The following is a 20124-nucleotide window of genomic DNA, read 5'->3' on the forward strand; positions in this document are numbered from 1 at the left end:
AGGATGAAGACCGGTTGGCACAGGTGGTGCCGTGGCTTGGCCGCACTGGCACTGGTGGTGTCGCTCGCGGCGGCGGCCACACCACAGGAGATGGCAGGGGAAACGCCGCGACTGCGCCGCTTCGGTGCGGCCGAAGGCTTGCCCTCGCGCATGGTGGTGGCACTGGCCGAAGACCGCCAGGGACACATCTGGGCGGCCACCGATGGCGGCCTGGCCCGTTACGACGGCAGCGCCCTGCGGGTTTGGCAGCATGACCCCGAACAGGCCGGGTCGTTGCCGGGCAACGAAATCGAAACCCTGCTGATCGATCCGCGCGACCGCGTCTGGCTTGGCATCAACGGCAAGGGCCTGGCCCGCCTGGATGCCGACCGTGATCGCTTCCGTACCTTCGATGGCATTGATGCGCAGTGCCAGGGGCAGTTCTGGACCCTGGCCTATGCCGGCGACGCACTGTGGATCGGCACCAGCACCCACGGTGTGTGCCGGCTGGCCGAAGATGGCCAGCTGCAGGTGTTCCGGCACGATGCGTCCGATCCTTCCGGCCTGCCCAGCGACACCATCTACAGCAGCCTGGTGGATGCGCAGGGGCGGCTGTGGATCGGCACCGAAGCCGGCGTGGCGCGCTGGGATGGCACCCGCTTCAAGGCCATCGCGGCGGGCGCGCTGAGCCATGTGAGCGTGCTGCGGCTGAGCCGCGACACCGATGGCGCGGTCTGGATCGGCACCCAGAACGACGGGCTCTATCGTGTCGACGCCAACGATGCGGTCAGCCGGCCGGCGTGGCCTGACAGCCCGGCCCTGCGCGCGGCCCTGGTCATTCCGGATCGCCAGGGCGGTTACTGGGCCGGTACTGCGGATGGCCTGCTGCGCGGCGATGCCGATGCACTGTGGCGCCTGCAGGGCGACCGCGGCAGTGGCTTCCTGACCGGTCACAGCGGCGTGCTGGACATGCTGCAGGACCACGAAGGCGGGCTGTGGGTGGGCCTGCTGACCCAGGGCCTGGCCTATCTGCCTCCCGACTGGCGGCGCTTTTCCACCTGGTACCAGCTGGACGGCAAGCCGTTGGACAGCCAGTACCTGCTGAGTGCCGCCAGTGATGGCAACAACTACTACGTGGGTTCGGCCCATGGCGTCTATCGCATCGATGCGCAGGGCACCTTGAGTCTGTTGGCCAGCGACAAAGAGCTGGGCAGCGGTGCGGTCTGGTCGGTGCTGCCGCGCCCGCAGGGACGCCTGTGGCTGGGGCGTGCCGGTCGACTGAGCGTGTACGACCCGGCCAGCGGCGCACTGCGCAACCTGCCGATCGGCGGCGGCGCTGACCTGCGCCAGCGCATCGACCTGATGCGGCAGGCACCGGACGGGTCGGTGTGGATTTCGGTGATGAACCTGGGGTTGCAGCAGCGTGCCGCTGACGGCCGCCTGCTGCGCACCGTTCCGCTGTCGGCCCTGCACGGCGCCTCGGATGTGCCGATCGAACAGATCCGCTTCGATGCGCGCGGCCGGGTCTGGGCCATGGGCGAAATGGGGCTGTGGCGCGAGCAGGCCGACCGTTTCGAAGCGGTGCCGGGGGTATCCAGTGGCGCCATCTACGATCTGGTGTGGGTCGATCCGCAGCAGCTGTGGCTGGCCCGGCAGGGCGCGTTCGAGCGCTACCAGTGGGACGGGCTGACCCTGCGCCTGATCCAGCGCATCGACGCCAGCCACGGCATGCCGCCGGTCAGCATGGGCGGCCTGGCCCTGGCCGAGGATGGGCGCGTATGGGCGACCTCGCCACGCGGCCTGTTGCGCTGGGACCCCAGGCAGCGGCGCCTGCAGCAGATCAACGAACGCGACGGCCTGCCCGACGCCGAATTCACCGGGCGGCCGCCGGCGGTGGGGGCCGACGGTCGTGTGCTGGCCGTCACCCAGACCGGCATGGTGGGGTTCGACCCGAACGCAGCTGACGTCGCGCTGCCCGCATCGCAGCTGGTGATCGCGCAGGTGCGCGTGCGCCGCGACGACGCGCGCGGGTGGCAACCGCTGCCGACGGGCGGCGAGCTGCTGCTGGGCCCGGATGACCGTGACCTGCAGATCGATGCGCGGCTGTTGTCCTATGCAAACCCGCAGGGCAACCGCTACCGCTTCCGCGTGGGTGGTTACGACCAGAACTGGGTGGAGCAGGGCAGCGACGGCCAGCGCACGCTGTCGCGGCTGCCGCCCGGGCCGTACCTGATCGAAGTGCAGGCGGCCAGCAGCAGCGGTGCCTGGACTCCCTCGCAACAGCTGCAGGTGAAGGTGCTGCCGCCGTGGTGGCGAAGCGGCATGGCCATCTTCGGCTACGTGATGCTGGGCTCGCTGCTGCTGTTGGCCCTGGTGTGGTCGATCCGGCGCCGGCTGCGGCGGCGCCAGCAATGGCAGTTGACCGTGCATAAGCAGCAACTGGCCGAGCAGGCGTCGCAGGCCAAGAGCCGCTTCCTGGCCACTCTGGGCCACGAAGTGCGCACGCCGATGACCGGTGTGCTGGGCATGAGCGAACTGCTGCTGGCCACCGAACTGGACCCGGTGCAACGCAGTTACGCGGGCTCCATCCAGCAGGCCGGCAGCCATCTGCTGCGGCTCGTGAACGACGCCTTGGACCTGGCCCGCATCGAAGCCGGCCGGCTTGAGCTGGATATCCGCCCGTTCGATCTGACCGGGCTGCTGGACCAGGTGCAGGCGCTGATGCAGCCGATGGCCCACCAGCGCCAGCTCGGCTTCCTGCGCGAAGACCGCCTGCCCGGGCCGGTGAGTGTGAGTGGCGATGAAATGCGGGTGCGGCAGATCCTGCTGAACCTGCTGGGCAATGCGATCAAGTTCACCGAGCGCGGCCACGTCGCACTCGGCGTGCAGCTGCAGGACGATGGTGGCGTGCTGGTGTTCGAAGTGAGCGACACCGGGCCCGGCATCAGCACCGAGCAGCAGCAGCGTCTGTTCCACCGCTTCGAGCAGGCAGATGGGCCGCGCACGGCGTCGCGCTACGGCGGAAGTGGGCTGGGCCTGGCCATCTGCCAGGAGCTGGCGGTGGCGATGGGCGGTCGTATCGACGTGGACAGCCAGTTGGGGCGCGGTGCGCGCTTCCGTGTCCGCCTGCCGTTGCCGTGGGCGCCGCAGGCGTCGCCACCGGCCGGCGAATCGGTTGCCGTCGTTCCGGTGCTGCCGGCGTTGCGCATCCTGCTTGTGGAAGACGACACCACCGTGGCCGAGGTGATTGCGGGTCTGCTGCGCGCACGGGGTCACCAGGTCGTGCATGTGCTGCATGGCCTGGGCGCGCTGGCCGAAATCGCCACCGGCGGCTTCGATGTGGGGCTGCTGGATCTGGACCTGCCGGCCCTGGATGGCACCGCCATTGCGCGCCAGCTGCGGGCGATGGGCTACGAGTTGCCGCTTGTGGCAGTCACGGCGCGATCGGATGCCTACGCCGAAACACAGGTGCTGGCCGCCGGTTTCGATGGCTTCCTGCGCAAGCCGGTGACCGGCGATCTGCTGGTGTCGGCCATCGCCCATGCGCGCAACAAACGTCAGATCACGGCGTAGTTGCGCAGCTTAATGGCGTGAATTGCGCGCCTTTCGGTTTACCATGCCGACGCCCGCCCTGCGGGCACCATCCATGGACGCGTGAGGAGGCAATCGGTGGCGTATCTGCGGGCGGCGACGCTGCTGCTGATCCTGTTCGCCCTGGTGCCCGCGCTGGCCCAGCCGGTGGCGCCCACGCCCCGCCAGGTGACGGTGTTCGACGGCCTGCCATCGAACACGGTCAATCGCATGGCCGAAGATCGCTACGGTTATCTGTGGATCGCCACCAACGACGGGCTGGCACGCTACGACGGCCGCAACTACCGGATCTGGCGCTCCGAGGATGGCCTGCGCGACAACCGTATCTGGAGCGTGCTGGTCGACGCGCACAATGAACTGTGGATCGGTACCGAGAACGCCGGGCTGGTGCGCATGTCGGCCGACCGCCGGCAACTGCGCTTCTACGACCGCAGCAGCCAGCCCCTGATGGGCAGCAACACCGTGTGGAGCCTGGCGACCACGCCCGATGGCGCGATCTGGTTCGGCACCCATGAGGGCGGACTGTACCGGCTGGATCGCAATGAACGGCTGCAGCGCTTCCTGCCCGAAGCGAACAACCCGCGCAGCGTGCCGGCCGTGTCCGTGCCCTACCTGGCCACGCTGGCCGACGGCAGCCTGTGGGTGGGCACCAAGCATGGCGTGGCGCGCTGGACCGGCACCGATTTCGAGCGGATCGGCAGCGATGTGATTCCCAGCCCGATGATCAACGGGCTCAGTACCGAACCCGATGGCAGTCTGTGGATCAGTACGCTGGCCGGCGCCATCGTGCGGCGCCCCGACGGGCGTTTCGAAGCACCGCCGTGGGCGCTGCCGGCCGGCGACCAGGTATTGGGCATGATGCTGCGCGACGAACAGGGCGGGCACTGGCTGGACACCCGCAGTGGCCTGGGCCGGGGCGTGGACGGCAAGTTCCAGAACGTACCGCTGTACAGCGCCATTGCCCGCGGCCGGGTACGCCCGAACTGGACCGGCGCGTATGAAGACCGCGAAGGCGGCATCTGGCTGGCCAGCACCAATGCTGGCCTGTGGCACCTGCTGCCGCGCTGGTGGCAGTTCTCGGTGTTTTCGCGGCTGGAAGACGAGCCCGCATCGCTGCGCAATGCCTTCGTGCTGGGTACCAGCCCGTCCAGCAGCGGCGGGGTGTGGACGGTGGGCAGCCATGGCGCGCTGGACCGTTTCGACCCGTTGACCGGGCAGATCGAGCAGCACCGCACCTTCGTCAACGGCATGCACTGGCTGACCTCGGTACGCGAGGATCGACGCGGCCAGGTCTGGATCGGGTCCAGCGATGCGGTGATGCGTTATGACCCGCGCACCCGCGAACTGCGCCGCTGGGGACGTGAGGCGGCCACCGACGCGCCCATGGAGGGCACGGTCGAGGCGATGATGACCTGCGATGGCGACAGCCTGTGGCTGATGCTGCCGTCGGGATTGCAGCAGCGCGATCTGGATGGCCATGTGCGGCGCGAACTGGAAAGTGGTCGCGACGGCCTGCAGTTGGGGCAGTTGAACCTGGACGTGGAGTGCGGCCCGCTGGACCACATCTGGCTGGCCAGCAGCCGCGGTCTGCTGCAATGGCTGCCGGAGACCGGCCGCTTCCAGCCCGTGCCCGGCGCGCCTGCGTCGGCGGTCTACGCCATGCATGTGGGCCACGATGGCCAGGTCTGGCTGTCCGAAGATGGTCGACTGGCCCGCTACCAATGGCGCCAGGGGCGGCTGGAGCGGCAGGCGGTGATCGGCGCCGAGCAGGGCTATCCGGCCATTTCCGCCACCGGCGTGGTGGTCGACGCGCAGGGCGTGGTCTGGGCCAGCAGCGCCCGCGGTCTGGTGCGCGTAGGCGCCGACGGGCAGAGCGTGCGCCTGTATGGCGTACACGACGGCCTGCCCAGCCAGGAGTTCCGCGAACATACGCTGATCAGCACCGCGTCCGGGCGCATGGTGGCAGGCACCCCGGCAGGCGTGGTGGTGTACGACCCCGAACAGGTACGCCCGTCCACGCGCCGCGCGCCGCTGGTGATCGAGCGGGTGGAAGTGCGCCGCAACGAACAGGTGCTGGACCTGACCCACGACACGCCACTGCAGATTGCCGACGGCGACCGTGACCTGCGTATCGTCGCGCGACTGCTGTCCTTTGCCGATTCGGCTTCCAATACCTACCGCTACCGCCTGGCTGGCTACGATCCGGACTGGGTGGAAGTGGGCCCGGCCGGCGAGCGCCTGTTCTCGCGCCTGCCGCCGGGCAGCTATCGCCTGGAAGTGCAGGCACGCTCGGCCGACCATGTCTGGTCGCGGGTGCAGAGCCTGGAATTCCATGTGCAGCCGCCGTGGTGGCGCAGCCTGTCCGGGCTGCTGGTGCTGGCCTCGATCGCGCTGCTGCTGACCAGCTGGTTCGCCTGGCTGTACCGTCGCCGCCTGCAGCGCCGCCACGCCTACCAGCTGGCGCTGCACAAACAGGAACTGGCCGAGCAGGCATCGGCGGCCAAGACGCGCTTCCTGGCCAACCTGGGCCATGAGATCCGCACGCCAATGACCGGTGTGCTGGGCATGAGCGAACTGCTGCTGTCATCGCCGCTGGATCCGCAGCAGCGCGGCTATACCCAGTCCATCCGGCACGCTGGCGAGCACCTGCTGCACCTGGTGAACGACGCGCTGGACCTGGCGCGGATCGAATCGGGGCGATTGGAACTGCAGTCGCGTCCGTTCGCATTGAACGCCCTGTTGCAGGACCTGGCGGCGCTGATGGGGCCGCTGGCCGCACAGAAGGGCCTGCGCTTCAGCCTGGACAACGCCCTGCCGCCAGGGCTGCAGGCCACCGGCGATGCCATGCGCGTGCGTCAGATTCTGTTGAACCTGTTGTCCAACGCGGTGAAGTTCACCTCGCGCGGCGGCATTACCCTGCACGCGCGCTACGACGATGATGGCTTGTACTTCGACGTGCGCGATACTGGTCCGGGCATCAGCCAGGAGCAGCAGCAGCGTCTGTTCCGCCGTTTCGAACAGGCCGATGGCGCACGCACCGCCGCCCAGTACGGCGGCAGCGGGCTGGGCCTGGCGATCTGCCGCGAACTGGCCCTGGCCATGCAAGGGCGCATCCGGGTGGAGAGCCAGCTGGGCACGGGAACCGCGTTCGCGGTCTGGCTGCCGTTGCCGCTGGCCCTGGAGGAGGGCAGTGACCCCGCTGCCGCTCTGCAGGGTGATGGCACGGCCAGCTCCCTGCCGGCGCTGCGTGTGCTGCTGGTGGAAGACGATGGCACCGTGGCGGACGTGGTGACGGGCCTGCTGACCGCGCGCGGGCACGAGGTGGTGCATGCCGAGCATGCGCTGGCGGCGCTGCGCGAGATCAGCGCGGGCGAATTCGATGTGGGCCTGCTGGACCTGGACCTGCCCGGCCTGAGTGGTTTCGAACTGGCCCAGCACCTGCGCAACCAGGGCTACACCCTGCCGCTGCTGGCGGTGACCGCGCGCACCGATCCGGATCTGCAGCAGCAGGTGGAAGCGGCCGGCATCGAAGGCTTCCTGCGCAAACCCGTGACCGGTGAGCTGCTGGTCGAAGCCATCGCCCGGGTGCTGGGGCGGTAGGGTGTGTTGGCAGGGCTTGCAGCCCTGCACCTGCTTGGGGCAACTCTGCTGTTGGTAGGTGTCGACCTTGGTCGACACACTCTGTCAGATATCGAATTTTCCCTTGGGTCAGAGCCCGTTGCGTAGCAACGGGATCCGACCCCGTGCCGTTCCGCCAGATCGCGGCCAACTGTCGAAGGCGGGGTGGGGCCGGTTGCGGGGGCGTGAGCGCCATGGATGGCGCGACCGAGCCTACAGGGACGTATTTACGGCGTCCCCCGCAACCGGACCCATCCCGCCATCCCACGGAATGCCTGCTTTTGACGTTGCTTCAGTCGAGCATGGCTCGACTCTACAGCAGGTGCAGGGCTGCAAGCCCTGCCGAAAAACTACTCCGCGACCGATTCGACCTGGCGCGGTTCGGGCTTGGTGTCGGGCAGCTGCCAGAAGATCATCGTCGAGGTCAGGGTGATCGCACCCACGCAGATGAAGGTGGCATGCAGCGCCGCTGTGGCGCCATGGCCTTCCAGGTGCGTGCCGAACGCTGCCAGCAGGCTGCCTGCGGCCGCCGCACCGAAACCGGCCGCCAGCATCATCACCATCGACAACAGGCTGTTGCCGGAACTGGCGAACTCGCGATCCAGATCGCGCAGGGTCACGGTGTTCATCACGGTGAACTGCAGCGAATTGACCGCGCCGAAGAACGCCAGCTGCAACAGGCGCCAACCCAGGTGCTGGCCCGGCGTCATCAGGATGAAGCTGGCCATCGCCAGGCCCACCAGCACGGTGTTCACCATCAGCACGCGACGGTAGCCGTACTGCTCGACCAGCTTCACCGCCAGCTTCTTCGACACCATGCCAGCGGCGGCCACCGGCACCATCATCAGGCCGGCGTGCATCGGACCCAGCCCCAGGCCCACCTGCAGCAGCAGCGGAATCAGCATCGGCATGGCGCTGCTGCCGATGCGCGAAAACAGATTGCCGAGGATGCCGATGCGGTAGCTGGGTACACGGAACAGCGCCAGTGAGAACAGCGGCGCGGTGGAATTGGCCGCGTGCAGCCAGTAGCCCACCAGCGCCGCCAGGCCGGCCACGGTCATCAGCATCACCAGTGCGTGCGGCGTGCCCAGTCCGGAAATGCCATCCAGTGCCAGCGACAGCACCACCATGGCGAAGGCCAGCATGATGTAGCCGCGCAGGTCGAAGCGCACGCGGTGGCTGGCGTAGTGGTCGGGCATGATTTTCATGGCGGCGATGAAACCGATCACGCCGATGGGAAGATTGATCAGGAACACCCAGTGCCACGAGGCGATCTCCACCAGCCAACCGCCCAGGGTGGGGCCGATCAGCGGGCCGATCAGCGCGGGAATGGCGATGAAGCTCATCGCGCGCAGGAAATCCTCGCGCGGCACCGAGCGCATCACTGCCAGTCGACCGACCGGCAGCAGCATGGCGCCGCCGATGCCCTGCAGTACGCGCGCGCCGACCAGTTGATGCAGGTGCTGGGCCAGCGCACAGGCCAGCGAGCCCAGGGTAAACAGGATGATCGCCACCAGGAAGGTGCGGCGCGTGCCGTAACGGTCGGCGATCCAGCCGGAGGCCGGAATGAACGTGGCCACCGCCAGCGCGTAGCTGAACACCACCGACTGCATCTGCAGCGGGCTTTCGCCCAGGCTGGCGGCCATGGCCGGCAACGCGGTGTTGACGATGGTCGAGTCCAGCATCTGCATGAAGATGGCCAGTGAAACCAGCCACAGCAGGGGACGGAAACGGGCGTAGTCGGACGGCGAAGCCGGCACGGACGGATCGGACATGGCGTGGGGAGCCGGTGGAGCGGGGCGGCCATGATCGCCCATGTGAAGTCACGGCGCGATAAACGTCGCGCCGTGACGTATTTGACTCGATCAGCGGCGGCTGTGGCTGTGTACCGCGTCCACCAGCACCTGCACGTGCGCCGGATCCATGTCCGGCGACATGCCGTGGCCCAGATTGAACACGTGGCCCTCGCGCGAACCGCCGTTGCCGGCGGCGTAGGTGTCCAGCACGCGCGCAGCCGCAGCGGCGATCGCATCGGGCGAGGCGTACAGCGTGGTCGGGTCCAGGTTGCCCTGCAGGGCAACCCGGCCACCGGTGCGGCGCAGCGCCTCGTCCAGGTCCAGCGTCCAGTCCAGGCCCAGTGCATCGGCACCGGTCTGCGACAGCGCTTCCAGGTGCAGGCCGGTGCCCTTGCCGAACAGGATCAGCGGCGTGCGCTCGCTGCCTTCGCCACGCTCCAGGCCTTCGGCAATGCGCTGCAGGTAGCGCAGCGAGAACTCGCGGTACATCGCCGGCGACAGCACGCCGCCCCAGGTGTCGAATACCTGCAGGGCCTGCGCACCGGCGGCACGCTGTGCGCCCAGGTAGGCGATCACCGCCTCGGTGGTCACCTCCAGCAAGCGGTGCAGGGCCTGCGGGTGGTTCAGCGCCATCGCCTTGATGCGCGCGAAATCCTTGCTGCCGCCGCCTTCCACCATGTAGCAGGCCAGCGTCCACGGGCTGCCGGAGAAGCCGATCAGCGGCACCTGGCCGTCCAGTTCGCGGCGGATCAGGCGCACCGCGTCCATCACGTAGCCCAGGTCCTGTTCCATGTCCGGCACGGCCAGCTTGGCGATGGCCGCTTCGTCACGCACCGGATGGCGGAACTTCGGGCCTTCGCCTTCGACGAAGTACAGCTCCAGGCCCATCGCATCGGGAATGGTCAGGATGTCCGAGAACAGGATGGCGGCGTCCAGCGGGAAGCGGCGCAGCGGCTGCAGGGTCACTTCGCAGGCGATTTCCGGGTTCTTGGCCATGCCCAGGAAGCTGCCGGCCTTGGCCCGGGTCGCGCGGTATTCCGGCAGGTAGCGGCCGGCCTGGCGCATCAGCCAGACGGGGGTGCAGTCCACCGGTTCACGGCGCAGGGCGCGCAGCAGGCGATCGTTGCGGAGGGGGCTGGTCACGATGGGCATTCCTTGGGCGAAGAGGGGCAGCGGCTCAATCGCCGTGCGAAAGAATCTGGAAGCCGCGATGCAGTTCGGCATCGCGGGCCTTGTCGAAGGCATGGCGGGCTTCATCGGCCTGCAGGAACAGCTCGCGCCGCAGCTGCGAGCGCGCACCGACGCGGCCGCTCTCGCGCAGCAGTTCCCAGCCGCCGAACAGGTCCGGCAGCAGGGTCAGGCGCAGGAAGCGCGGCGCCTGCGCACCGGCATCGGGATGTTGCAGGTAGACATGCATGGGCCGATTGTAGCGGGGCAGGGGTGAGCCCTGCCGCAACGCGCCGTCGGCAGCGCCGGGCCATGCCCGGCGACGCCGGAAACGGTCAGCCCGCGCCCAGGACCTTCAGCACCGCCGCTTCATCCACATCCGGCACCACTTCGGCGCGGCCCATGCCCCGCCACAGCACCAGGCGCAGGCGGCCGGCCACGTTCTTCTTGTCCAGCCGCATGCGGCCCAGCAGGGCCTGCGGGTCCAGCCCGGCGGGAATGGCCACCGGAAGCCCCAGCCGTTCCAGCAGCGCCTGCAGGCGCACGCGGTCGGCATCGTCGGCCAGGCCCAGATCGGTGGAAAGCCGCGCGGCCAGCACCATGCCCACCGCCACCGCCTCACCGTGGTTCAGGGCATCGCGGCCGGGCGCCGAGTAGCCCTGCTCGGTCTCGATGGCGTGGCCAAAGGTGTGGCCCAGGTTCAACAGCGCACGCTCGCCCTTCTCGAAGGGATCGCGTTCGACGATGGCGGCCTTGTGCCGGCAGCTGCGTGCGATGGCCTCGGCCAGCGCGGCCTGCTCACCGGCCACCAGAGCCTCGGCGTGCTGCTGCAGCCATTCAAAGAACACCGCATCGCCCAGCGCACCGTACTTCACCACTTCGGCCAGGCCCGCGCGCAGTTCGCGCGGCGGCAGCGTGGCCAGCACCCGCGTATCGGCAATCACCGCGCGCGGCGGGTGGAAGGCGCCGACCAGGTTCTTGCCGGCTGGAATATCCACCGCGGTCTTGCCGCCCACCGACGAATCCACCATGGCCAGCAGGGTGGTGGGCAGCTGCACGCAGTCCACGCCCCGCATCCAGCAGGCCGCTGCAAAGCCGGCCAGGTCGCCGACCACGCCGCCGCCCAGGGCGAACACGCAGGCATCGCGGGTGGCACCCAGCGCGGCCAGTGCTTCGATGGCGCGGCCGAATTCGGCCAGGGTCTTGGATGCCTCGCCGGCGGCCAGCACGTGTTCGCCCACGATCAGGTCCGGGCGTGCGGCCAGCAGGGCCTCGCGCAGGGCAGGCAGGTACAGCGGCGCCACCCCGCTGTCGCTGAGCAGCAGTACGTGGCGGCCGCGCACGTGCGAGGCCAGCGCAGCGCCGTCGGCCTGGGCGCCGGTGCCGATGGTGATGGTGTAGGGACGGTCGCCGGCAACGGCGACCTGCAGCAGGGAAGGGGTGGTCATGCGTTCAGGTCCTGGCGCTGCCATTGCGCGGCCAGCTTGACGACAAGCTGGGCGGTCGCATCGGCGGCGGTGTACGGGTCGGTGTCAAGCGTGATGTCGGCCAGCGCGTGGTACAGCGGGTCGCGCACGGCGGCCAGGTCGTGCAGTACCTGCTCACGGTCCGGGCGCTGCAGCAGCGGGCGCCCCTTGTCGCGGGCCAGCCGTTCCAGCTGGGCCGCCACACTCACATGCAGGTGCACCACGAAGCCGCGCTGGGCGATCAGGGCGCGGTTGTCCGGGTCCAGCACGGCGCCGCCGCCGGTCGATACCAGCTGGCCCTGGCCAGCCAGCACCTGGGCCAGGGCCTGGCGTTCATGGGCGCGGAAGCCGGCTTCGCCGGAGTGCTCGAAAATGGTCGGAATGCTGGCGCCGGCGGTATCGACGATGGCCTGGTCCACGTCCACGAAGTGCAGCGTGAAGCGTTCGGCCAGGCGGCGGCCGATGCAGGTTTTGCCGGCGCCCATCGGGCCGATCAGGATCAGGTTCGGAGCAGGATTCATGCCCTGTGATGCTAACACCTTCACGCCCCGGGCCCGGCACGATGGTTGCGGTTGGAAGCATCCGCGCGGCGCTGTCAGCGCACGGCCTGCACCTGCCGTTGCCCGTCCAGCTGCACCACGTGGTCGGCCAGCGCTGGCAGGGCGCGCAGCGCCTGGCGGCTGACACGCTCGTAGTACTGCACGAAGCGCTCCAGCTGTGGGCGGGTCATGCCATGGCGACCAGGCTGCGCCGCCTGCAGGTTCTGTTCCTGCTGCCAGCGCCAGCGCGGAACCACCGAGAAATCCGGCGGCTGCAGGAACCACAGGCGGTCACAGCGCTGCCACAGCGCCGGGTAGTGGTCGGCCAGGGCCTGGTTGCACCAGCGCCGCCAGCGCCCGTCCGGGTCGGCCTCCTGCTCCAGCGCGTTCAAGGGGCTGTCCAGTTCGGCATCGGCCTGCGCGGGCGTGCCCAGGAACCAGCCTTCGAACACCAGCAGGTCCAGCGGTGCGTCCAGCGCCGACCACTGCGCTTCGGGCAGGCGCTCATCGGCCAGCTTGTCGAAGCGCGGCAGCGCCAGCGGCTGGCGCGCGGCCACCGCGTCGAGCACTGTGTGGGCCAGCGGCAGGTCGTGGGTGCCGGGCGGGCCGCGGGTGATCAGCAGCGGATGCACCTGGCGGGCCAGACGTTGGCGCTGCGCCCGGGTCAGGTAGACATCGTCGATGGACAGGGCCGCCGCGTTCAGGCCGCGTGACCGCGCGCGCGCAACTACCTGCGCGGCCAGCGTCGATTTGCCGCTCCCCTGCACGCCACTGATGGCCAATACTGGCACCGTGGCAGTACTGGCCAGCGCGTCATCCAGCGCCTGCTCGGCAAGCGTTTCGGGGAATCCTTTCACCACGGGCATGTACGCAGCAGCAACCATGCCGCCACAATAGCCCAATCCGAGTGAGAAGAAGCGAACCATGAGCGACCTTTACGCCGAAGCCCTGTCCACCTTTGCCGCCCTGTTCGAGGAGGCCAGGCAGAGCCGCGAGGTCGAGCCCAATGCGATGACCGTGGCCACCGCCGATACGCAGGGCCGTCCGTCGGCGCGCACCGTGCTGCTGAAGGCCTTCGATGAACGTGGCTTCGTGTTCTATACGCATCTGGACAGCCACAAGGGCCGCGAGTTGCAGGCCAACCCGCAGGCGGCCCTGCTGTTCCTGTGGCGCAGCCTGCGCGAGGCCGGCATTCAGGTGCGCATTGAAGGGCGGGTCGCGCAGGTGGCCGATGCTGAGGCCGATGCTTATTTCGCCAGTCGCCCACGTATGAGCCAGATCGGCGCATGGGCGTCATTGCAGTCGAAGACGCTAGCCAGCCGCGAAGAATTCGATGCGCGCGTGGCCGAGGTGGAAGCACGCTTCGAAGGCCAGGACGTGCCGCGCCCGGACGGCTGGAGCGGCCTGCGCGTGGTGCCCGACCGCATCGAGTTCTGGTACGGCGCGCAGTTCCGCCTGCACGAGCGTTGGTGCTACGAAGTGGGTGCCGAAGGGCGCTGGAGCAAGCGCCTGCTGTACCCGTGATCGACGCCGGGGCCGCGCTGCTCTGGCAGTCGCCAACCTTGGTTGGCGGTTTGCTGTGTCGACCAAGGTCGACACCTACCGGGCTGCGCGGTGCCATTGCTCTGGTAGTGGCCAACCTTGGTTGGCCTTTCGCCGTGTCGACCCAGGTCGACACCTACCGGGGGGCTGTCAGCAGGCCTTCCAGCGCCTCCACGTCCACAGGGTCGCGCTGTGCTGCCGTCATGAATCGCTCGGCAAACACATCCCACAACCGGCTGCGCAGGAAGAAGCGGAACAGCTCGGCATCCAGATGCTGCTCGTTGCACATCATCGCCATGATGCGCAGCGTTTCGCTGAGCGGCTTGGCCGGCTTGTAGGGCCGGTCAGCGGCAGTGAGTGCTTCGAACACGTCGCACAGTGCCATCACCCGGTCCAGCAACCCCAGCTGGTCGCCGGGCAGGCGCCGCGGATAACCCTTGCCGTCCAGCCGCTCGTGATGGGTGGCGGCCAGCTCCGGCACCATTTCCAGGCCCGGCGGCCAGGGCAGGGCCTTCAGCATCACGTAGGTCTGCACGATGTGGTTGTTGATGCGGAAGCGGTCTTCGTCGGTGAGCGTGCCGCGTCGGATGCCCAGGTTGTACAGCTCGCCGATGTTCTGCTGGCACGGGGGCAGTTCCATGTTGAAGCCGAGCGTATTGCGCGGGTCGCCTGCTTCCACGGCCGGGCGGTCGCTGCCCCACGGCACGCGGTGTTCGGGCAGGTCCTGCAGCAGGGTGGCCGCGGCCGGCAGGGACGGAGCCTGCGGGCGCTGTGCTTGCAGATGGCGAAGCTCGGCGGCCGACAGGCCCAGGCGGTCGTCGAAGTTGCGCTGCCAGGGTTGCTGGCCGATGGCCTGCAGCCGCGCGATGGCTTCATCGGCCATGAATTCGCCGCCCAGGTTGCAGCCGGCCACGAACGCGAAATCATCCTGCAGCTGCTGCTGTCGGCTGGCGAGCTGGGCTGCACTGGTTTCGCCACGTGCGGCGGACAGTTCCGCATCGCGCCACAGGATCTCAAAGCGCAGGCGCACCTCGTGGATGCGGTTGCGGATGACCTCCAGCTTGGTGGCCTTGTCCACGATGTGCTCGGGACTGATGACCTTGCCGCAGTCGTGCAGCCAGGCGCCAAGCCGGAACGCCTCACGCTCGCCTTCGCTCATGCGGAACGCAGCGTAGCGCCCGTCTTCGGCCTGGTGCAGGTGCTCGGCCAGCTCGATGGCCATCTGCGGCACGCGCTCGCAGTGGGCGGCGGTGTAGGGGCTCTTGGCATCGATCGCATCGGCCAGCAGGCGGATGAGTGCCTCGAACAACTGCCGTTGCGCCTCGGACAGTTGGCGGGTCTCGATGGCCACCGCCAGCATGCCCGACAGGCGCTGGGTGAACTGCAGGAAGGCGGCATCATCGTGGGCGGCATCGGTGGGGTGCTCCAGGAGCAGCAGTCCCTGCAGGTTGCCCTGCCGGCCGCGCAGGGGCAGTCGCAGTTGCCCGGCCGGAGGCTGGTCGTGCGCCGCGTCGGTCGGCCACGCGATGTGCGCCGGCAAGGGCGTGTGCAGCGTGCCCACCAGAGCCGCGCGGTGCAGGGCACCGGTGGGTGCATCTGGAAGATAGACCGCCGCCGCGCGCGATTGGGTGGCCTTGACCATTTGCTCCAGCACCCGCTGCAGCATGCGCTCCATCTGCGGCTCGGTGGCCAGGCATTCGGTCAGGTCAAGGAACGCGGCAATCGTGCCGCCCATATGCTGGATGGCCTGCGACAGCTCGCTCACCTCGCGCACGCGGCTGGCAGGCAGGGGTGCGCCGGTGAAATCGAAGCGGGCAATACGCAGGCTGCGTTCGCGCAGGCCGACCAGGCTGCGGCCCAGGGCACGCCCGGCCAGCCAGCCCAGCGGCAGCAGCAGCAGGGTCAGCAACAGCGCCAGGCCCAGCGTCTGCGCGGCACGCCGGCGCGCGTCGGCCGCCAGCTCGTCCATCGGCAGCGCTTCCAGCAGATCGAAGGTCTGTCCGTGCCCGGTCTGCAGCCGCGAGCGCAACCCGATCCAGGTGCGACCTGCGGTGTTGAACTGCACGGGCAGGCCGCTGTGCGTGGCGCGTATCTGGGCCTGCGCCAGCGGGGTGTGGCCTGCTTGCGCGGCCAGCGTGCTGGCAACGATCTCGCCGTTGCCATGCAGCAGCGCCAGCTCGGTGCCCGGCGTGGCCCGCAGCGTGGCCAGCACCTGGGCCAGATCGTCCAGCGCCACATCAACACCGACCACGGCATCGGCGGTGCTGGCACGTTCACTGAGCGTGACGCCCATGCGGCCGGTGGTGGCAAAGCGATACGGCGCCGAGACATGCACGCTGCCCGGGCGCTGCCACGCCTGCTGGTACCAGCTGCGCTGGCGCGGATCGAAGTCGTGGCTGGGCCACGGGCGTGTCGGTAGCGGCCGGCCTTGCGCATCCAGGAAGTGGAAGCGTGCCACGCGCGTGCCGTCGACCTGTTGGCTGAGCGTCTGCAGCAGCATGTCGGCAGTACTGGGCGCCGCCACGCTTTCGCGCACGGCCGGCACCGCCAGTGATCGGGCCAGCAGCAGATCGCCATTGGGGTAGGCCACGTACACCGAGGCTGCCACTGGCGCCGCGCGCAGTGCGGCCAGCAGCGGCGCGGCGTGTTCCAGGCGGCTGCGTTCGTCGGCCAGGGCGGGCAGCTGGCCGGCGCCGATCTGGCCCAGCGCCACCTGTGCCGGGGCAAACTGCAGGCGCAACTGTTCGGCCAGCAGGGTGGTATCGCGCATGGCGCGCTGCCGGGCATCCGCGCCCAGGCGCTGGTAGGTGGCAATCACGCCCCAGCCGATCAGCAGTGCGGCGACCAGGGCCATGCAGGTCATGGTCAGCGCGGTGATATGGACACGGATGCGGAACTGGCGCGGACCCGGTACGGCGTGGCTCATCAGGCTTCCCCCCCTATGCCGATAGCCCTACGCAGGTTGCGTGCGCAACCGGACAGGGGGCGGGGCCGCCTTTGTAGAGTCGAGCTTGCTCGACTGCTTGGGCCAGTCGAGCAAGCTCGACTCTACAGGTCCGTCCTATCCGCCAAGAGGGCCGTGACCGACTGTAGAGCGGAGTTCGAGTATGTCAGATTGTTCTCGCAATGCCCGGCCGTTACGATCCCCGGTACCCGCATGTCGTGCTCTTCGACGTTCAGTCCCATGGTCCAGTGCATTCTGGAGCCGCTGACCTTGGATCCGCCGATAAGTGCCGTTGGTTGAGGCAACCCCGTTGTTTCGTGGATCCTGATGAAGTCTGTTGCAGCAAGGAGTTTTGCCAGCACCTCTCCCGCTCTTCTGGCATCCAATACCCGTAGTTCGACTTCCGACCTTCTGATGTCGATTCCGCTTTCGAAACGAATTTCCGATCTCGACAGCTGTTCGCCCACTTCTTCTTGTGCCGACCGTATAGTTTCAAGGGAGCGTGGCGCGACTCTCGCGGAATACAATCTGCTCTGCGTATACCTGGCTAGATTCCGCTCTGGATCTTTGGTGAACAGCACGACGATCTGGAATTCGGGCGAGTGCTCGATGTAGAGGCCTGCGAACGTTTCCGGGTTTTCCGTCGCGATGCGTTGCTGCAGTCGACCGGCGTCTCTCGACGCGGCGATTCGTTGTGTTGCCTCCTCGGTGGACGTCCTGTAAGTGTCTGCGTACTTTTCAGAAACCATGTCCCTGTTCTGAGTCGCTGCGTTCAGATTGAATATCGCAGATGCTGCAAGCAGGGTGACGGATGCAGTCAGGATGTTGCGTGATCCGGATGAGGTTTTCACTGGATGTCCTTATCGATTGTCAGGGTGTACGTGGATATGACGTCCTTTCATCGGGATTGGCGGAGTGATTTTTTGAACGTCATGGTTCTGATTGATATCGCGTGCCGGTGTAGTCCTGTGTGAGCTATTTGGCAGTTCGTTCCATCCGCGAGCATGCGCTAGCCGCAGCTTCCATCAACGAGCAGGATTCTCGAGCATATAACAGTCGTGCGGGAGTGCTGGTGGGTCTCCGTCGTGCAAAGGCGCGAATGCGGAATCCTCTGGGAACGGGTATAGCATTGATCATTCGGTCCCTCTCGCACCTCTGCGGTTCTGCAGGGAACAAGATGTCGCCAATGGACCGGCGAGCTTCATCTCCGAGATGGCCGCCACTCGGCACACTCGGGATGATGTTCCCTGCTCCGGAGTTGCCATGCCGTCCTGGCGCTGTCTGTTTGCCGTGCCGTCCCCGCGCGGTGGTATTGAAGGTCTGCTGCTGCTTTCAGCACGCATCGTGGCGGGGGTGATGTTCAGCGTGTCCGGCTGGAACAAGGTGTTCACCGACGAGGGGCGCGAGCGTATGGTGCATACGCTGGTCGATGCCGGCATCCCGTTCCCGGTGTTCAGTGCGCCGGTACTCGGCGCGATTGAATGGATTGCGGGCGGCCTGCTGGTACTGGGGGGTCTGAGCCGCCCCTCGGCCCTGATGCTCGCGGCGATATGCGCGGTGGCGGCGCTGACCGATGGCATTGCACGGATTCCGGCGGGGCTGGGCGTGCTGGATTGGTTGAGCTGGTTCTTCTATCTGAGCGAAGTTGCGTTGGGTATGTTGCTGTTGTGGATTGCCACGGCGGGCAGTGGCCGGTTGGCCGTCGAAGCGCGGTGGGGACGGCAAAGGAGCGTCTCGGGTCTTCGATAAGTCGAGCAAGCTCGACTCTACAACCCCTCCGCGCGCAGCCAGCGCCACAGCGTGGTGCGCGATACACCCAGTGCCTGGGCCATGCCTTCGCGGTCGTTGCGGTGTTCCTGCAGCAGGCTTTCCAGTTGGGCGCGGGGCGGGCGCTTGCCGTTGTTTTCCAGCGGCAGGGCCGGTGTGCCTTCGCGCAGCAGTTCAGGTGCGAGCTGCAGCAGGCGCGCGGCGTCGATCAGCCCTTCGCCTGGCTGCCAGTGGATGCGCAGGCGATCCACCAGGTTGCGAAGCTCGCGCACGTTGCCCGGCCAGCCGGCAGTGGTGAGCACGGTCATGGCGTCCTCGGCCAACGGCGCATCGATGCCGCGCAGCTGGCGGAAGAAGTGCTGGACCAGCAGTGGCACATCGCTGCGCCGCGCGCGCAGCGCGGGCAGGGCAATGCGCAGTGCAGCCAGTCGGTAATAGAGATCGCGACGGAAGCTGCCTGCGGCCGCGCGCTGTTCCAGCGACTGCAGCGTGGCGGCCACCACGCGCAGGTCAACCGAGGTGGGCTCGGTGGCGCCCACCCGCAGCACTTCGCGCTCTTCCAGCACCCGTAGCAGCCGTGTCTGCAGGGGCAGCGGCAGCTCCCCGATTTCATCCAGGAACAAGGTGCCACCATCGGCCGCTTCCACCAGGCCCACGCGGCCGCCACGGCGTGCGCCAGTGAACGCACCATCGCTGTAACCGAACAGTTCCGACTCCAGCAGTGATTCGCTGATCGCTCCGCAGTTCAGTGCCACGAAACGACCGCGGCGGCCGCTGGCGGCGTGCAGCTGGCGTGCCACCAGTTCCTTGCCGGTGCCGGTCTCGCCAGTCACCAGTACGGTGCTGTCGTGGGGCGCATACAGCGCAATCTGTGCACGCACCTGTGCCATTGCATCGCTGTCACCCAGCAGCTCGTGCGCCTCGCTGCGCGCCGTTGCACGCCGGCGCGGCGCGGGGGGGGGGCCACCGGAACGGGCCAGGGCCTGGGTCAATTCCAGCGCATGTTCGAACGCCTGCCGCACCGAATCGGCCGAGTACAGCAGCACGCCGGGCAGGCCCATCTGCTCGGCGTGGTCGATGGCCATGCCGGTGCCCACGATCACCTCGATGCCGTTGGCGCGCAGATCGGCGATGCAGTCGCGCGCGTCCTCTCGGGTGACGAAGCGGCGGTGCTCGATGTCCAGCCCGAAGCTGTGCTGGAAGTTGCTGAACACCGGCACGTCGCTGGCGTGGGTGACCAGCCCGATGCGGCTGGCGATGCGCCGCGCCCGCGCCAGCGCTTCCATCAGGTCGAAGCCGTTGGCCTGGATCGGCACCAGCGGCAGCTCCAGTCGGCCGCGCAGCCAGGCCGCGTTCGAGCCACCGGCAATGACCACGTCGCAATGCTCGCGGCGCAGGCGCTGGCCGATCACCTCCACCGCCTCCTCGAAGCCGAGGTTGATCTGTTCGATGCGCGCGCGGCGGTCGAACTCGGGAATGACATCGCCGAGCAGGCCGGTCAGGCGCGAAACGCTGACGGTCCAGATCACCGGGCGGTCGGTATCGACAGGGGGCAGGGGCGAGCGGGGCAGGTACATGGCGCGGCGGTTACTGAGGATGTTTCATGATACGCCTGTTTCAATGTTTCATATGTTTCAGGTTGCCTGCACGGTCACCCTTTTGAAATCAATGGCTTGCACCTTGGCACGGTGTTTGCGCCTGTACCCCTGACTTAT

13 protein-coding genes are annotated in these 20124 nt (G+C 68.0%); 4 read left to right on the forward strand and 9 right to left on the reverse strand.

From position 1 onward, the window contains the following. The first annotated feature begins 3 nt into the window (after positions 1-3). Positions 4-3552 (forward strand): ATP-binding protein, encoded by a 3549-nt coding sequence (locus G4G00_RS09000; RefSeq protein WP_164272751.1) that lies wholly within the window; start codon positions 4-6, stop codon positions 3550-3552. 96 nt (positions 3553-3648) lie between these two features. Continuing rightward, the gene (locus G4G00_RS09005; protein WP_164272754.1) at positions 3649-7170 is read left to right on the forward strand and encodes a hybrid sensor histidine kinase/response regulator; all 3522 of its coding nucleotides are present in this window, start codon (positions 3649-3651) and stop codon (positions 7168-7170) included. 368 nt (positions 7171-7538) lie between these two features. Here G4G00_RS09005 and mdtD read toward each other — a convergent pair whose 3' ends face one another. The 6 genes from mdtD to G4G00_RS09035 form a co-directional block, all read right to left on the reverse strand. After that, positions 7539-8963, reverse strand: coding sequence for a multidrug transporter subunit MdtD (gene mdtD, locus G4G00_RS09010; RefSeq protein ID WP_108753854.1), 1425 nt, complete (start codon positions 8961-8963; stop codon positions 7539-7541). Positions 8964-9053: 90 nt separating this feature from the next. Next, positions 9054-10136 (reverse strand): uroporphyrinogen decarboxylase, encoded by a 1083-nt coding sequence (gene hemE / locus G4G00_RS09015; protein WP_108750768.1) that lies wholly within the window; start codon positions 10134-10136, stop codon positions 9054-9056. Positions 10137-10161: 25 nt separating this feature from the next. Continuing rightward, positions 10162-10401 carry a WGR domain-containing protein gene (locus G4G00_RS09020; protein WP_108753853.1) on the reverse strand — a complete coding sequence of 80 codons (240 nt, stop codon included), beginning with the start codon at positions 10399-10401 and terminating at the stop codon, positions 10162-10164. A gap of 85 nt (positions 10402-10486) precedes the next feature. Further along, positions 10487-11599 (reverse strand): 3-dehydroquinate synthase, encoded by a 1113-nt coding sequence (gene aroB, locus G4G00_RS09025; protein ID WP_164272757.1) that lies wholly within the window; start codon positions 11597-11599, stop codon positions 10487-10489. Beyond that, complete coding sequence (locus tag G4G00_RS09030; RefSeq protein ID WP_108756910.1) at positions 11596-12138, reverse strand: shikimate kinase; 543 nt, start codon at positions 12136-12138, stop codon at positions 11596-11598. The genes aroB and G4G00_RS09030 overlap by 4 nt, the downstream gene beginning before the upstream one ends. Before the next feature lie 74 nt (positions 12139-12212). Further along, positions 12213-13040 (reverse strand): kinase, encoded by an 828-nt coding sequence (locus tag G4G00_RS09035; RefSeq protein WP_108753850.1) that lies wholly within the window; start codon positions 13038-13040, stop codon positions 12213-12215. Positions 13041-13080: 40 nt separating this feature from the next. On the opposite strand from G4G00_RS09035, the gene pdxH reads away from it, so the two are divergent. Then, entirely contained in the window at positions 13081-13680 is a 600-nt protein-coding gene (gene pdxH / locus G4G00_RS09040; RefSeq protein ID WP_164272760.1) for a pyridoxamine 5'-phosphate oxidase, read from the forward strand. 154 nt (positions 13681-13834) lie between these two features. Here pdxH and G4G00_RS09045 read toward each other — a convergent pair whose 3' ends face one another. After that, positions 13835-16624 (reverse strand): HD domain-containing phosphohydrolase, encoded by a 2790-nt coding sequence (locus tag G4G00_RS09045; RefSeq protein ID WP_164272763.1) that lies wholly within the window; start codon positions 16622-16624, stop codon positions 13835-13837. A 122-nt stretch (positions 16625-16746) separates the two neighbouring features. After that, the gene (locus G4G00_RS09050; protein WP_164272766.1) at positions 16747-17493 is read right to left on the reverse strand and encodes a hypothetical protein; all 747 of its coding nucleotides are present in this window, start codon (positions 17491-17493) and stop codon (positions 16747-16749) included. Between the two features lie 412 nt (positions 17494-17905). Here G4G00_RS09050 and G4G00_RS09055 point away from each other — a divergent pair, with 412 nt between their 5' ends. Next, entirely contained in the window at positions 17906-18391 is a 486-nt protein-coding gene (locus G4G00_RS09055) for a DoxX family protein (protein WP_164272769.1), read from the forward strand. 17 nt (positions 18392-18408) lie between these two features. Here the strand turns inward: G4G00_RS09055 and prpR are convergent, their stop codons facing one another. Next, on the reverse strand, positions 18409-19986 hold the full coding sequence (gene prpR / locus G4G00_RS09060; RefSeq protein WP_164272772.1) for a propionate catabolism operon regulatory protein PrpR: 1578 nt from the start codon (positions 19984-19986) through the stop codon (positions 18409-18411). Positions 19987-20124: the final 138 nt, after the last annotated feature.

Source organism: Stenotrophomonas sp. B1-1, assembly GCF_010894375.1.
Classification (GTDB): domain Bacteria; phylum Pseudomonadota; class Gammaproteobacteria; order Xanthomonadales; family Xanthomonadaceae; genus Stenotrophomonas.